Here is a 14818-nt window from a genome sequence, read left to right on the forward strand (position 1 = left end):
CCGCCCCCTGAATGACGGCAGACGCGCAGCGCCGCAGCCAGCCGCACTCAACCCGCGCCCCCAACCCTCACCCTCCACTCCACCGTTCCGGCGTGCCTCCCCGCCGTATCGGCACCCGCAACGCATCATGTGATCGGATCCGTCTCTTCTGCGGATGACCGGTGCCATGGACTGGCGCCTGGGGAACTGCCCGCGGCGGAGCCGCACTCCGGCGGTCCGGGGGAGTTACCGGATGAGACGCGCCAATCTCGGCAAGGCGATGATCGCCGCCGCGGTGCCCATCGGCGTCGTCGGCATCATCATGCTGCTCGTCGTCCCCGTGCCGTCGTGGCTGCTCGACGTGCTGATCACCATCAACATCCTGTTCGCGCTGGTGATCCTGCTGACGACCATGTTCGTCCGGAAGCCGCTGGACTTCTCGATCTTCCCGTCGCTGCTGCTGGTCGCGACCCTCTTCCGGCTGGGGCTCAACGTCGCGTCGACGCGACTGGTGCTCGGAGACGGCTACGCGGGCCAGGTCATCGCCGCGTTCGGCCATGTCGCCGTCGGCGGTTCGCTCATCATCGGCGCCGTCATCTTCCTGATCCTCGTGGTCATCCAGTTCGTGGTCGTCACCAAGGGCGCCGAGCGGGTCGCCGAGGTCGGCGCCCGCTTCACCCTCGACGCCATGCCCGGCAAGCAGATGGCGATCGACGCCGATCTCAACGCCGGCCTCATCACCGAGGACCAGGCGCGGGATCGACGTGCAGAGGTGTCTGCCGAGGCCGACTTCTACGGCGCGATGGACGGTGCGTCCAAGTTCGTCAAGGGCGACGCGATCGCCGGCATCGTCATCATCATCATCAACCTGGTCGGCGGCATCGCGATCGGCATGCTCACGCATGGCCAGGACATCATGGACGCGGTCAACACGTACAGCCTCCTGACCATCGGCGACGGCCTCGTCACCCAGGTGCCCGCGCTGCTGATGGCCGTCTCCACCGGCATGATCGTGACCCGGTCGAACGCCGAGAACGACATGGGGACCTCGGCGAGGACCCAGCTCACCCAGGCTCCGGTCGCGCTGATGATCGCCGGCTGCGCCGCGATCGCGATGGCCCTCATCCCCGGCATGCCGATCATCCCGTTCGTGCTCATCGGCGCGCTCCTCATCTACGCATCCCGCCGGATCGCCCGCACCGCCGCGGCCAAGATCCGCCAGGCGGAGGCCGACGCGCTGGTCCAGGCCGAGCCGCCGGCCGACAACGGCGAGAGCCTGCTCGAAGAGATGCGGGTGCACGCGCTGGAGATCCAGCTCTCCGCCGACCTCGTCGATCTCGTCTCGGGCGTCAGCGACGACCTGCTCGCCCGGGTGAAGGCGCTCCGCCGCCGCATCGCTATGGAGTTCGGCGTCGTCGTGCCGCCCGTGCGCACCCGCGACAGCGTCGACCTGCCGCCCTCCACCTACGTCATCCGGGTCGCCGGAGTCGAGGTGGGCAGAGGGATCGCGCCAGCCGGCCGTGTGCTCGCGCTCGGCGACGCGCTCGAGTCGCTGCCCGGCACGACCACGGTCGAGCCCGTGTTCGGCCTCGCCGGCAAGTGGATCCCGGCCGAGCTGCGGCACAGCGCCGAGATCACGGGCGCGACGGTCATCGACCGCGGCTCCGTTCTGATCACCCACCTGTCGTCGGTGATCACCGACAACGCGGCACGCTTGCTCAGCCGGGAGGACGTCCGCGTGCTCACCGAGGGCGTCAAGCGGATCAGCCCGGCGCTCGTCGACGAGCTCATCCCCGGGCTGCTCAGCCTCGCCGAGGTGCACCGCGTGCTGCAGGGACTGCTCGCCGAGCGCCTGCCGATCAACGACCTCCCGCGCATCTACGAGGCGCTCTCGCTGCGCGCCAAGCTGTCCACCGACCCCGAGGGCCTCGTCGAGGCTGCGCGGATGGCTCTCGGACCCGTGGTGGTCGCTCCGCACCTCGACGAGCGCATCCTGCGGGTCATCATGATCGACCCTGCCCTCGAGCAGTCGATGCTCGAGTCGCTGCGGCCCTCCGAGCTCGGCACGCAGGTGCTGTTCGACGCGACGCGCCTCGAGGCGGTCGTCGGATCGCTCCGCACCGCCGTGCAGAACGCCGAGGCCCGCGGCTGGGCACCCGTGCTGGTCTGCGCCCCTGCCCTCCGGCCTGCCGTCCGCCGCATGGTGGCCCCGCAGACCGGAGGCCTTCCCGTGCTGTCGTACCAGGAGGTGACGTCGACCGACGTCGCCATCGAGACCGTCGGAGTGGTGCGTGCCAACGATCCGATATCGGCTTGAGAGCCCCTCGCTCCGCGACCTGCCGGAGCGGGTGCGGCGCGAGTACGGCCCCGACGCACGAGTCGTCTCGACCGAGGAATCCCTCGTCGGGGGAGTGGCGGGGTTCTTCGCGCGCCGAGTGATCGACGTGGTCGTCGATCTGCCCGACCCCGGAGCCCCGCTCGACGCGCATGCCTTCGACGTGCAGTCCCGATTCGGCATCGCGCGCCTGCTCGACGACGCCGACTCCGTCGAGGTCTACCCCGGCCCCTCTCATCCGTCCCCGGCAGCCGCGGGGACCACCGGTTCGGCACCGCCGGCCGCCGTGCCCCACTACGCCCAGATGCCCCAGGGGAGCCAGGGGCCCGTCACGCCGCAGGGTCCGGTGTCGACGCAGACCCCCGACTTCGCGTCGGTGCTGCACGGTCTGAGCTCGGACGCATCGACGAACAGGCCCACTGGATCAGCGCTCGCCGCGGGGCAGCGGACCGCGCCGGTGTTCACCGCGCCCCCCGTCTTCACCGCCCCGAACACGATCCTGGCCCACCCGTCGGGGCCCGTGCTCACCTCGCCGATCGCCCTGCCCGCGCGTGCCGTGAACGCGTTCGAAGCGGCCGGTGCCTTCGACGGCGCGATGGCCCTCACATCGACGGTCCGGACTCCGATGATTCCGTCGTCGACGGTCGAGCCGCCGGCCGAGATCATCGCCGAGGCCAGGAAGGTCGCGGCGGCGGTGACGGCCCCGAACCGACCGAAGGCCCCCGCGCTGCTGACCGGAGCGGGTGACCTCATCCTCGTCGCCGGGATCGACCACGACGCTGTCGAGGTCGCGCACGCGCTCGGTCGGCGGGTGCGCCGCGCCTACGTCTGCGACGGCGGATCCGTCGAGGGCAACACCCGCCGCAGGGTCGAAGACCGCCGCAGCGCGGCAGCCGCCCGGGCGCACGGCGTCCAGAGCGGCATGCCCGTCCTCGTCTCCTTCGGACTCGGCAGCGGCGATCCTGACGACGCGCTCTTCGACTCCCTTCCGACGATCGCCGCGGACCAGGTCTGGATCGTCGTCGACGCGTCCCGCAAGCCGGAGGACACAGCCCGATGGGCTGCCGCGATCAGCGCCCGGGTGGGCGTGCACGCGATCGCCACGATCGGGACCCGGCGCACCTCCACGCCGGAGACGGTTCTCGAGCTCGGCCTGCCTGAGGGCTGGTCGGATCGGGTGGGCTAGGCTGGCGCGATGCTGGTCTTGACGCGCAAGAAGGGTGAGCGCGTGATGATCGGGGACGACATCGTCGTGACCATCATCGACGTCCGCGGCGACGGCGTGCGGATCGGCTTCGACGCTCCTCGCGGGGTGTCCATCCAGCGCGCCGAGGTGCTCGCCGCCGTCTCCGCCGCGAACACCGCAGCCGCCAAGGCGCCCGCCAGTGACGGCGAGCTGCTGCTCGGAATGCTCGGCTCCGGCTCGGCCGTCGCCCCCGGGGCAGCTGCACCCGCGCCGAGCACGCCGACCGCCGACTCAGCCGCGCCATCCCCTGCCGCCGCCGAGAGGCGCGCGACGCCGTCCGCGCCGCCCGTCCCTTCGGCCCCCACCGACTGAGAGCAGTTGACCGACAGCGGTCCTGCGGTTCCGCCGATGGGCCGTACCCTCCTCGCCGTGCTCGGCACGGTGACCTGGCTCGCGCTCATCGTCGCCGCGTTCGGCTTCCTCAGCCTGCTGCTCGATCTCGATGTCGTGCCAGAGGCGGACGCCGGGCCGACCTTCGGCTCCGTCCTGATCACGTTGGCCGGCCTCGCCCTGTTCGGGCTGCTCCGGCGCTGGCTGCGGCGCCGGCCACCCCGATCGTCCGCATTCGTGCTCGCCGCTGCGGCCGTCTACGCGGTGCAGCTCATCGCCGGAACCATCGGCTACACGCTCATCAGCGCGCATCTCGATGAGCTCGTGGCATATCCGATCCGGCACGCGATCAGCCCCTTCGCGCTGGTGGCCGCTGTGCTCGCCGGCGCGGTCGCCGCAGCCGTGCTGGCCCTGCGCTCGACCGCTGACGATCCGGGCGGAGGCGGTCCCGGCGGCCACTGGCCGTGGGAGAATCGAGAGGAATCGTGACAGGGGACGGATCGCCCCCGTCACGGGCCCGCCGCTCGTTTGACGGGTCCCCCGACAGGGGCTAAGATTTTCCGGGTGTGCGTCCGTGTGCGCACTTTCGATCTAGGCGACGCTGGCCTTGCAGATCCGGGTAGCACTCCAGAAGGAGTGCAGCCGGTAGCAGGCCCCACCGCCACCCACCAGCGATACGAGTTTCATCCCGTATCGCGGCAGGCCCTCGAAGCTCTGAATCCTCCGGCGTGACACGCCGATGCGATGGGGAGTGCGAAGTCCGCCGCGTTACGCCAACGAGGAGTCAACTAGTGCCCACCATCCAGCAGCTGGTCCGCAAGGGCCGCACGTCCAAGGTCGTCAAGACCAAGGCGCCCGCGCTGAAGGCGAACCCCCAGCAGCGTGGCGTGTGCACCCGCGTCTACACGACCACCCCGAAGAAGCCGAACTCGGCTCTGCGCAAGGTCGCGCGCGTCAAGCTGTCGAACGGCACCGAGGTCACCGCCTACATCCCCGGCGAGGGCCACAACCTGCAGGAGCACTCCATGGTGCTCGTGCGCGGCGGCCGTGTGAAGGACCTGCCCGGTGTGCGCTACAAGATCGTCCGCGGCGCGCTCGACACGCAGGCCGTGAAGAACCGCAAGCAGGCTCGCAGCCGTTACGGCGCGAAGATGGAGAAGAAGTAATGCCCCGCAAGGGACCGGCGCCCAAGCGCCCCGTCGTTGCAGATCCGGTCTACGCCGCCCCCGTGGTGAGCCAGCTGGTCAACAAGATCCTCCTCGATGGCAAGAAGGGCCTTGCCGAGCGCATCGTCTACGGCGCCCTCGAAGGCGTCTCCGCCAAGAACGGCCAGGACGCCGTCGTCACGCTCAAGAAGGCGCTCGACAACGTCCGCCCCTCGATCGAGGTCAAGTCCCGCCGCGTCGGCGGCTCGACCTACCAGGTGCCCGTCGAGGTCAAGCAGCACCGCGCGAACACCCTCGCGCTCCGCTGGCTGACCGGCTACGCCAAGCAGCGCCGCGAGAAGACCATGACCGAGCGTCTCACCAACGAGATCCTCGACGCATCGAACGGCCTGGGAGCCGCGGTCAAGCGCCGCGAGGACACCCACAAGATGGCCGAGTCGAACAAGGCCTTCGCGCACTACCGCTGGTAGTCACAGCCACGGCTTGAACGTCATGTCCGACGCGGATCCTTCTGGACCTGCGTCGGACAACGTTTAAACAGGCGGAGCGCAGCGCCCCGTATCGCGGAGGCCTGCCGTCCACCAACCAGGCGGATAATGCCTAGGGCCCTGTCCGCTCTCGGACAGCCGCCCGCACACCATCCGAGGGAAATCGCCCTCAGCTCAACTTCCACACGACGGAGGAACCCCGTGGCACAGGACGTGCTCACCGACCTCAGCAAGGTCCGCAACATCGGCATCATGGCGCACATCGATGCCGGCAAGACGACGACGACCGAGCGCATCCTCTTCTACACGGGCATCACCCACAAGATCGGCGAGGTGCACGACGGCGCCGCGACGATGGACTGGATGGCTCAGGAGCAGGAGCGCGGCATCACGATCACGTCTGCCGCAACGACGTGCTTCTGGAACAAGAACCAGATCAACATCATCGACACCCCCGGCCACGTGGACTTCACGGTCGAGGTGGAGCGCTCGCTCCGCGTGCTCGACGGTGCGGTCGCCGTCTTCGACGGCAAGGAGGGCGTCGAGCCCCAGTCCGAGACCGTCTGGCGCCAGGCCGACAAGTACGACGTCCCCCGCATCTGCTTCGTCAACAAGATGGACAAGCTGGGCGCCGACTTCTACTACACCGTCGACACCATCGTGAAGCGCCTCGGCGCCAAGCCGCTGGTCATCCAGCTGCCGATCGGCTACGAGTCCTCCTTCGAGGGCGTCGTCGACCTGGTCGAGATGCGCGCGCTCACCTGGCGCGGAGACGCCAAGGGCGACGTGGCGATGGGTGCCAAGTACGAGATCGAGGAGATCCCGGCCGACATGGCCGAGAAGGCTGCGGAGTACCGCCAGCTGCTGCTCGAGACCGTCGCCGAGACTGACGACGCACTGCTCGAGAAGTACTTCGGCGGTGAGGAGCTCACCGTCGCCGAGATCAAGGGCGCCATCCGCAAGCTGACCGTCAACAGCGAGATCTACCCCGTGCTGTGCGGCTCCGCGTTCAAGAACCGCGGCGTCCAGCCGATGCTCGACGCGGTCATCGACTACCTGCCGTCGCCGCTCGACGTGCCCGCCATCGAGGCGCACGACGTCCGCGACGAGGAGAAGGTCATCCTCCGTCACTCCGACGCCTCCGAGCCCTTCGCAGCGCTCGCGTTCAAGGTCGCGGTGCACCCGTTCTTCGGGCGCCTCACCTACGTCCGCGTCTACTCGGGACAGCTCGCCTCCGGCGGCCAGGTCGTCAACTCGACCAAGGGCAAGAAGGAGCGCATCGGCAAGATCTTCCAGATGCACTCCAACAAGGAGAACCCGGTCGACTCCGTCACCGCCGGGCACATCTACGCGGTCATCGGCCTGAAGGACACCACCACCGGTGACACCCTCGCCGACCCGGCGAACCAGGTCGTCCTCGAGTCCATGACCTTCCCCGAGCCCGTCATCGAGGTCGCGATCGAGCCGAAGACCAAGGCCGACCAGGAGAAGCTCGGAACGGCCATCCAGAAGCTGGCCGAAGAGGACCCGACCTTCCGCACGGAGCAGAACCAGGAGACCGGACAGACGGTCATCAAGGGAATGGGCGAGCTGCACCTCGACATCCTGGTCGACCGCATGAAGCGGGAGTTCAACGTCGAGGCCAACGTGGGCAAGCCCCAGGTCGCGTACCGCGAGACCATCCGCAAGAAGGTCGAGAAGTACGACTACACCCACAAGAAGCAGACGGGTGGATCCGGCCAGTTCGCGAAGGTCCAGATCACCATCGAGCCGATGGAGGTCACGGCCGAGGTCTCGTACGAGTTCGTGAACTCCGTCACCGGTGGTCGCATCCCTCGCGAGTACATCGGCTCCATCGATGCGGGAATCCGCGACGCCATGCAGGTCGGAGTCCTCGCGGGCTACCCGACGGTCGGCGTCAAGGCCTACATCATCGATGGTGCGGCGCACGACGTCGACTCCTCCGAGATGGCGTTCAAGATCGCCGGATCGATCGCGTACAAGGAGGCCGCGCGCCGCGCGGACCCCGTGCTGCTCGAACCGATCATGGCCGTCGAGGTCCGCACGCCCGAGGAGTACATGGGCGACGTCATCGGCGACCTGAACTCCCGCCGCGGCCAGATCCAGTCGATGGAGGACGCCACCGGCGTCAAGGTCGTCCGGGCGAACGTGCCGCTGTCGGAGATGTTCGGCTACGTCGGAGACCTCCGCAGCAAGACCTCCGGTCGCGCGGTGTACTCGATGTCGTTCAACAGCTACGCCGAGGTTCCGAAGGCGGTCTCGGAAGAGATCATCCAGAAGAACAAGGGCGAGTAGTCCCCAATCACACGGACGGCCGACTGTCGTCCCTCGCAAGTAACATAGACAGATAAATCCCTGTAACATTCCGGGGGCGCATGCGTGCAGACCGTGTGCCTGCGCCCCCAGAGTGTGCAAGTGACGTCCTAAGGAGGACAAGTGGGTAAGGCCAAGTTCGAGCGGAACAAGCCGCACGTGAACATCGGTACGATCGGACACGTCGACCACGGAAAGACGACGCTGACCGCGGCGATCTCCAAGGTTCTCGCCGACACGTACCCCTCTGCGACCAACGTCAAGCGCGATTTCGCCTCGATCGACTCCGCTCCCGAGGAGCGTCAGCGCGGCATCACGATCAACATCTCGCACGTCGAGTACGAGACGCCCAAGCGTCACTACGCTCACGTCGACGCCCCTGGTCACGCTGACTACATCAAGAACATGATCACCGGCGCCGCTCAGATGGACGGTGCGATCCTGGTCGTGGCTGCCACCGACGGCCCCATGGCTCAGACTCGTGAGCACGTTCTGCTCGCCAAGCAGGTCGGCGTGCCGTACCTGCTCGTCGCGCTGAACAAGGCCGACATGGTCGACGACGAGGAGATCCTGGAGCTCGTCGAGCTCGAGGTCCGCGAGCTGCTCGCCAGCCAGGGCTTCGACGGCGACAACGCTCCCGTCGTTCGCGTCTCGGGCCTCAAGGCTCTCGAGGGCGACGCCGAGTGGACCAAGACCATCCTCGAGCTGATGGACGCCGTGGACGAAAGCGTCCCGGACCCCATCCGCGACAAGGACAAGCCGTTCCTGATGCCGATCGAGGACGTCTTCACGATCACCGGTCGTGGAACCGTCGTCACGGGTCGCGCCGAGCGCGGCACGCTGAAGATCAACTCCGACGTCGAGATCGTGGGCATCCGCGCCACGCAGAAGACGACGGTCACCGGAATCGAGATGTTCCACAAGCAGCTCGACGAGGCATGGGCCGGCGAGAACTGTGGTCTGCTGCTCCGCGGCACCAAGCGCGAGGATGTCGAGCGCGGCCAGGTCGTCGTCAAGCCGGGTTCGGTCACGCCGCACACGAACTTCGACGGCACCGCGTACATCCTGTCGAAGGATGAGGGCGGGCGTCACAACCCGTTCTACGCGAACTACCGCCCGCAGTTCTACTTCCGCACCACCGACGTCACCGGCGTCATCACGCTGCCCGAGGGCACCGAGATGGTCATGCCCGGCGACACCACCGACATGACGGTCGAGCTCATCCAGCCGATCGCCATGGAGGAGGGCCTCTCGTTCGCCATCCGTGAGGGTGGACGCACGGTCGGCGCCGGAACCGTCACGAAGATCATCAAGTAGTCCAGTTCCACGCTGTCAGGGTCGGGCCTTCGGGTCCGGCCCTGACGTCGTTAACCCCTGGTCTCGCTCACGGGGTGCCCAGTTCGGCGCGGCAGCCCAGGAGTAGGGTGCGAGCGGCGCCGCGATCGCGCCGCCCCCTCTCTCTGAAAGGTCACCCATGGCTGGATTCGACGACATCACCGGCAAGGCGAAGGCCTTCCTGAACGACGACAAGGTCAAGGACGCGCTCAAGAGCTCGAAGGCCGAGGACATCAGCGACAAGGTGCTCGAGGCCGCCGAGGACGCCGTCAACAAGGCGACGGGCAACAAGTTCGCCGGCCAGGTCGGCGACGCCAAGAAGAGCGCCGACAAGGCCGTGGGCAACCACTAGCCCTACGTGTTCGTTCCGGCTCCATGTGCACGAAGTGTCGTGCACATGGAGCCGGTTTCGTGCACACGGATCACAGCATTCCGTGACCCCGTGCGGGGGCGCCGAAGTTAGACTCGACCCATCATGCGACTGCGTCACAGCAAGCCGGGCGTTCGCGGCTACCACCGGGTGCACGCCGGCCACGGGTTCAGCTATCGGGATGCCAAGGGCGGCACCGTGCACGATCCGGCGCTCCGTGAGCGATTCGAGGCGCTGGCGATTCCGCCGGCATGGCGACAGGTCTGGATCAGCGAGTACGAGAACGGCCACATCCTCGCCGTCGGCTACGACGCCGCCGAGCGCAAGCAGTACATCTACCATCCGAAGTGGCGCGAGCAGAAGGATCGGATCAAGTTCGATCGTGCCCTGCAGCTCGCCGAATCCCTGCCGACCGCGCGCAGACAGGTGACCATCCACCTGCGCGAGAGCGGGATGACGCGCAATCGGGCTCTGGCTGCCGCGTTCCGGATGCTCGATACCGGCTCGCTCCGCGTGGGCTCCACCCGCTACGCCGACGCCAACGGCAGCCATGGCCTCACGACCCTGCTCTGCAGCCACGTGCGCGTCAGGGGCACCACGATCGAGCTGCGCTTCCCGGCAAAGAGCAACAAGGCCTGGGAGTCGGACATCACCGATCCCGACCTCGCGACCTACGTGAAGCTGCTCAAGCGGCGGGGACCGACAGCTCATCTGCTCTCCTACCTGCAGGACGGGGTGTGGCACGCGCTCAACGCGACGGACGTCAACGACTACGTGCGGGAGCGGACGGGCGGGGACTTCACGGCGAAGGACTTCCGCACCCTGCACGGCACCGCGGCCGCGGCACTCAGTCTCGCTCGCCACGGGCCGGAGAAGACTCGGACCGGACGTCAGCACGCGATCGTGCAGGCGATGCGGGATGCATCCGAGGTGCTCAGCAACACGCCGACCATCGCGCGGGCCAGCTACGTGGACCCTCGAGTCGTCGACCGCTATGAGGCGGGGGAGACGGTCGACCCGTCGCGTCCTGCATCCATCGAGTCGGAGCTGCGCGCACTGCTGATGTCCTGAGCCTGCTCGTCGAGTTCCGACGTTCCGGCGGAATACCGACGGAATTCCGTGCACATCGAGCCGGAACGCAGCAACTAGCGGAGCAGGCGGCGGATCGTCTTGATGCGCTCGGCGGTGAACGGCGGGCGGAGCAGGGCGAGGGTGTTCGGCCACAGCGGCTTGGAGAACAGCGCCTTCTCATGGCTGAAGGCCTGGACCGAGCGGAGTCCGTGATAGCCGCCCATGCCGCTCGCGCCGACGCCGCCGAAGGGGATCGAGGGCACGGCGAGGTGGGCCGCCGCCACGTTGAAGCCGATGGCGCCCGAGCTGGTGGTCAGCGTCCAGGCGCTGCGGGTGGTCGCATCGTTGCTGAAGACGTAGAGCGAGAGTGGCTTGTCGCCCTTGTTGACGAAGTCGATCGCCGCGTTGAGATCGGCGACCTCGATGATCGGCAGGATGGGTCCGAAGATCTCCTGCTGCATGATCGGGGCATCGGCGCGCACACCGGTCAGCACGGTCGGGGCGATGTAAAGCGCCGCCTTGGTGTGGTTGCCGCCGACCGCAGCGCGTCCGTCCGGGAGGTAGGAGACGAGGCGGTCGAAGTTCTGCTCGTTGACGATGCGCCCGTAGTCGGGATTGCCGCGCGGTGCGTCGCCGTAGAGCAGCCGAACGGCCTCGTAGAGCTGCGGAGTGAGCTTGCGAGCCACGGCGGGCGTGGTGAGCACGTAGTCGGGAGCGACGCAGGTCTGCCCGGCGTTGAGGAACTTGCCCCAGACGATGCGCTCCGCAGCGGTCTTGAGGTCGGCGCTGTCGTCGACGAAGGCGGGAGACTTGCCGCCGAGCTCGAGCGTGACCGGGGTGAGGTGCTTGGCGGCGGCCTCGAGCACGATCCGCCCCACGCGCCCGTTGCCGGTGTAGAAGATGGTGTCGAACTTCTCCGCCAGCAGCTCGGTCGTCTCCTCGACGCCGCCCTCCACGACGGCGACCGCGCGCGAATCGAGGTACCGGGGAAGGAGGTCGGCGAGCAGCGACGAGGTGTGCGGGGCCAGCTCCGACGGCTTGAGCAGCATCGAGTTGCCGGCCGCGAGAGCGCCGACGAGCGGTGCGAGCGCGAGCTGGACCGGATAGTTCCACGGCGAGATGATCAGCGCGACGCCGAGCGGCTCGAGCAGCGTCTTCGCCGTCGACGGCGCCAGCAGCAGGGGAGCCCCACTGCGGCGCGGGCGCAGCCACCGGCGGAGGTGACCCAGGGTGTGGGTGATCTCCTTGACCACGAAGTTGGTCTCGGAGATGAACGACTCGGTCGGACTCTTGCCGAGATCCGCCTGCAGCGCGGCGGCGATCCGATCCTCTTCGTCGCGGAGCATCGTGCGCAGGGCTCGGAGCTGGGCGATGCGCCAGTCGTGCGAGCGGGTCAGTCCGCTCTCGAACGTGCCTCGGAGCCCTTCGACGATCTGCCCGGAGTCCACTCGATGACCCTACCCAACGGCGCCACCCCTTGCCCGCCGAACGCGGTCGTTACAGCCGAACGCGGCTGGTGCACCCACCGCGCTCGGTTCTGACGACCGCGCGAGCGAGGTGTGACCGGGCCAGCCGCCTGTTCCTCAACAACGACCCGTTGGAACGGGTTCTGCACAGATCCACCATCGGAGTCATCTGACTGCGGCTTCGTGGGCATCCTCAAGTCATGGAGGAAGATCTCGCAGCCTGGACCGCATCCGAACTCCGATCCATCGCCGATGCGCGTCCAGAGCGCAGACTCGGCGCGGATCTCGTGCGGGCACGCCGCGGCGTGTACCTCTCGCATGGCGCCTGGCAGTCCGCGACCTCGGATGCGCGCTATTCGGCGCGGATCGCCGCTTCCGCTCTGACCCTGTCCTCGCCGATCTATTCGCACGAGTCCGCACTGCGTCTGCTCGGGCTGCCGAGTCTCCGGCCGTGGCCCACTGAGATCCACCTCATCTCGGAGCGCAGGTCCGGCGGGAGGTCGCAGGATGACGTACGACGCCATTGCCTCGGTCTGGAGCTTGCCCCGGTCGTGGAGGTGGGCGAGCTCACCTGCACATCTCCCGCGCGTACCGCTCTGGACATCGCTCTCAGCAGGTCCTTCCTCGAGGGAGTCGTCGTCGCGGATGCTGCGTTCGCCCGCGATCCCGGTACCAGGCCCGAATTCGTCGCGATCATCGGTGCGATGAAGGCAGGCACCCGTGGACTGGCCAAGGCGATGCGAGTGCTCGACTTCGCGGATGAGCGCTGCGAGTCGCCGGGAGAGTCGATCTCGCGGGTGGAGATCGTGCGTCTGGGGTTCCAGGCGCCGGAACTCCAGACAGAGATACGCGACCGCGGGAGCTTGATCGGTCGACTCGACTTCCATTGGCCCTCGGTGGGGGTCGGCGGCGAGTTCGACGGTCGCACGAAGTACCTGGACGCGCGCATGACCCAGGGGCGGACTGCATCGGAGATAGTGGTCGCGGGGAAGGACCGGGAGAATCGGCTTCGCCGTCACCTCACCGGATTCGCCCGCTGGAACATGGCCGAGCTCCGAGACACCCCTCTTTTCACCCGAATCCTGGTGGAAGCCGGCGTCCCCCGCCTCGCGCGCGGTCGTTAGCGCCGAGCGCGGTCGGTGTACCAACCGCGCTCGGTGTCTCAGACCGCGCAGGGGAGGCGCTCGGGTCGGAAGACCGCGCTCGAGGTGTTGGGAGCCTCGGCGCGACACGCCCGGGTTGCATGGACCATGTGGGTGTGGCAAACTCTTCTGGTTCGACATTTCGGTGGATTGCGTTGCGCAGTCTCACTGGATCACTGCCAGGCAGTGCATAGTTCCCCTCAGCGCGATTGAGCATCAATGCTCGTGCGTACGTGGGTGAGGGCTAGGCCGCAGGCAGCAGACAGACAGCAGGGCAGCGGATCACTCCGCCAACCTGCGGGCCGAGGCGCATGCCCCTGCGGCCTGCGCCACAGATGGATCCTCTTCCGTGCCCATGAGAATGCGCGCGGATGGCCCGAGCGCCTGCGCGCCGGGATCGGGGAGCAGCTGCGGCTCATTGACAGAAGAACAGTGCGCGACCAGCGGGGCAGCGATGTCCCGCGACACACATGTCCGCGTGAGAGCGCGGGCGACGAACATCGAAAGAGAGTGAGCTTCAGATGGCTGGACAGAAGATCCGCATCCGACTCAAGTCGTACGACCACGAGGTCATCGACAGCTCGGCACGCAAGATCGTCGACACCGTCACCCGCGCGGGTGCCAGCGTCGTCGGACCCGTGCCGCTGCCCACCGAGAAGAACGTGGTGTGTGTCATCCGTTCGCCGCACAAGTACAAGGACAGCCGCGAGCATTTCGAGATGCGCACCCACAAGCGCCTCATCGACATCATCGACCCGACGCCCAAGGCCGTCGACTCCCTGATGCGCCTCGACCTGCCGGCCGACGTCAACATCGAGATCAAGCTCTGACCCAGCCGCCCGCTCGCAAGAGCAGCGCTCGTCAAGACATCTCGTAAGACACAAGAAGACAGAGGAAAGTCATGTCCACCGCCACCAAGACGTTCACGGGACTGCTGGGCACCAAGCTCGGCATGACCCAGGTCTGGGACGCCACCGGCAAGCTCGTGCCCGTCACGGTCATCCAGATCACGCCCAACGTCGTGACCCAGATCCGGACCCCCGAGGTCGACGGCTACGGCGCGATCCAGATCGCCTACGGCCAGATCGACCCCCGCAAGGTCAACCAGCCCGCCGCAGGCCACTTCGCCAAGGCCGGAGTCACCCCGCGTCGCCACCTCACCGAGGTCCGCACCGCCAACTTCGCCGAGTTCACCGTCGGCCAGGAGATCGCGGTCGACGCGTTCGTCGCCGGAACCAAGGTCGACGTCGTGGGCACCAGCAAGGGCAAGGGCTTCGCCGGCGTCATGAAGCGTCACAACTTCAAGGGCGTCTCGTCCTCGCACGGTTCGCACCGCAACCACCGCAAGCCCGGCTCCATCGGCGCCTCCTCGACCCCCAGCCGTGTCTTCAAGGGCATGCGCATGGCCGGTCGCATGGGTGGCGACACCGTGACCGTGCAGAACCTCGGCGTCCAGGCCGTCGACCTCGAGAAGGGCCTGCTGCTCGTCGCCGGCGCCGTTCCCGGAGCCCGCGGCCGCATCGTGTTCGTCCGCAACGCAGTGAAGGGAGCGTAAC

14 protein-coding genes are annotated in these 14818 nt (G+C 67.7%); 13 read left to right on the forward strand and 1 reads right to left on the reverse strand.

The annotated features are described in order from the left end of the window. Positions 1-232: 232 nt before the first annotated feature. From E6C64_RS13570 to E6C64_RS13615, 10 genes are all read left to right on the forward strand, one after another. Positions 233-2296, forward strand: a complete 2064-nt coding sequence (locus tag E6C64_RS13570) for a flagellar biosynthesis protein FlhA (protein ID WP_136428019.1) — start codon at positions 233-235, stop codon at positions 2294-2296. Beyond that, the gene (locus E6C64_RS13575) at positions 2271-3500 is read left to right on the forward strand and encodes a hypothetical protein (protein WP_136428020.1); all 1230 of its coding nucleotides are present in this window, start codon (positions 2271-2273) and stop codon (positions 3498-3500) included. Before E6C64_RS13570 ends, E6C64_RS13575 begins: the two co-directional genes overlap by 26 nt. A 9-nt stretch (positions 3501-3509) precedes the next feature. Then, positions 3510-3872: a carbon storage regulator CsrA gene (gene csrA / locus E6C64_RS19560; protein WP_136428021.1), complete on the forward strand. Its 363-nt coding sequence runs from the start codon at positions 3510-3512 to the stop codon at positions 3870-3872. Positions 3873-3908: 36 nt separating this feature from the next. Continuing rightward, complete coding sequence (locus tag E6C64_RS13585) at positions 3909-4379, forward strand: DUF6121 family protein (protein WP_136428022.1); 471 nt, start codon at positions 3909-3911, stop codon at positions 4377-4379. Between the two features lie 302 nt (positions 4380-4681). Continuing rightward, the gene (gene rpsL / locus E6C64_RS13590) at positions 4682-5056 is read left to right on the forward strand and encodes a 30S ribosomal protein S12 (RefSeq protein WP_136428023.1); all 375 of its coding nucleotides are present in this window, start codon (positions 4682-4684) and stop codon (positions 5054-5056) included. After that, positions 5056-5526: a 30S ribosomal protein S7 gene (gene rpsG / locus E6C64_RS13595; protein WP_136428024.1), complete on the forward strand. Its 471-nt coding sequence runs from the start codon at positions 5056-5058 to the stop codon at positions 5524-5526. The genes rpsL and rpsG overlap by 1 nt, the downstream gene beginning before the upstream one ends. Before the next feature lie 219 nt (positions 5527-5745). After that, on the forward strand, positions 5746-7860 hold the full coding sequence (gene fusA, locus E6C64_RS13600; RefSeq protein WP_136428025.1) for an elongation factor G: 2115 nt from the start codon (positions 5746-5748) through the stop codon (positions 7858-7860). Positions 7861-8001: 141 nt separating this feature from the next. Further along, positions 8002-9195, forward strand: coding sequence for an elongation factor Tu (gene tuf / locus E6C64_RS13605; RefSeq protein ID WP_136428026.1), 1194 nt, complete (start codon positions 8002-8004; stop codon positions 9193-9195). A gap of 157 nt (positions 9196-9352) precedes the next feature. Beyond that, entirely contained in the window at positions 9353-9565 is a 213-nt protein-coding gene (locus E6C64_RS13610) for an Rv0909 family putative TA system antitoxin (RefSeq protein ID WP_136428027.1), read from the forward strand. Positions 9566-9688: 123 nt separating this feature from the next. Continuing rightward, the gene (locus E6C64_RS13615; protein ID WP_136428028.1) at positions 9689-10654 is read left to right on the forward strand and encodes a DNA topoisomerase IB; all 966 of its coding nucleotides are present in this window, start codon (positions 9689-9691) and stop codon (positions 10652-10654) included. Between the two features lie 74 nt (positions 10655-10728). Here the strand turns inward: E6C64_RS13615 and E6C64_RS13620 are convergent, their stop codons facing one another. After that, entirely contained in the window at positions 10729-12102 is a 1374-nt protein-coding gene (locus E6C64_RS13620) for an aldehyde dehydrogenase family protein (protein ID WP_136428029.1), read from the reverse strand. 218 nt (positions 12103-12320) lie between these two features. Between E6C64_RS13620 and E6C64_RS13625 the strand changes: the two genes are divergently transcribed. The 3 genes from E6C64_RS13625 (at position 12321) to rplC (ending at position 14817) form a co-directional block, all read left to right on the forward strand. After that, positions 12321-13244 carry a hypothetical protein gene (locus tag E6C64_RS13625; RefSeq protein WP_136428030.1) on the forward strand — a complete coding sequence of 308 codons (924 nt, stop codon included), beginning with the start codon at positions 12321-12323 and terminating at the stop codon, positions 13242-13244. A 539-nt stretch (positions 13245-13783) separates the two neighbouring features. Continuing rightward, a complete protein-coding gene (rpsJ, locus tag E6C64_RS13630) occupies positions 13784-14092 on the forward strand; it encodes a 30S ribosomal protein S10 (RefSeq protein WP_136428031.1) in 309 nt (102 codons plus the stop codon). Between the two features lie 71 nt (positions 14093-14163). Continuing rightward, positions 14164-14817, forward strand: a complete 654-nt coding sequence (gene rplC / locus E6C64_RS13635) for a 50S ribosomal protein L3 (RefSeq protein WP_136428032.1) — start codon at positions 14164-14166, stop codon at positions 14815-14817. Position 14818: the final 1 nt, after the last annotated feature.

It is taken from the genome of Naasia lichenicola (assembly GCF_004801885.1).
Taxonomy (GTDB): Bacteria; Actinomycetota; Actinomycetes; order Actinomycetales; family Microbacteriaceae; genus Naasia; species Naasia lichenicola.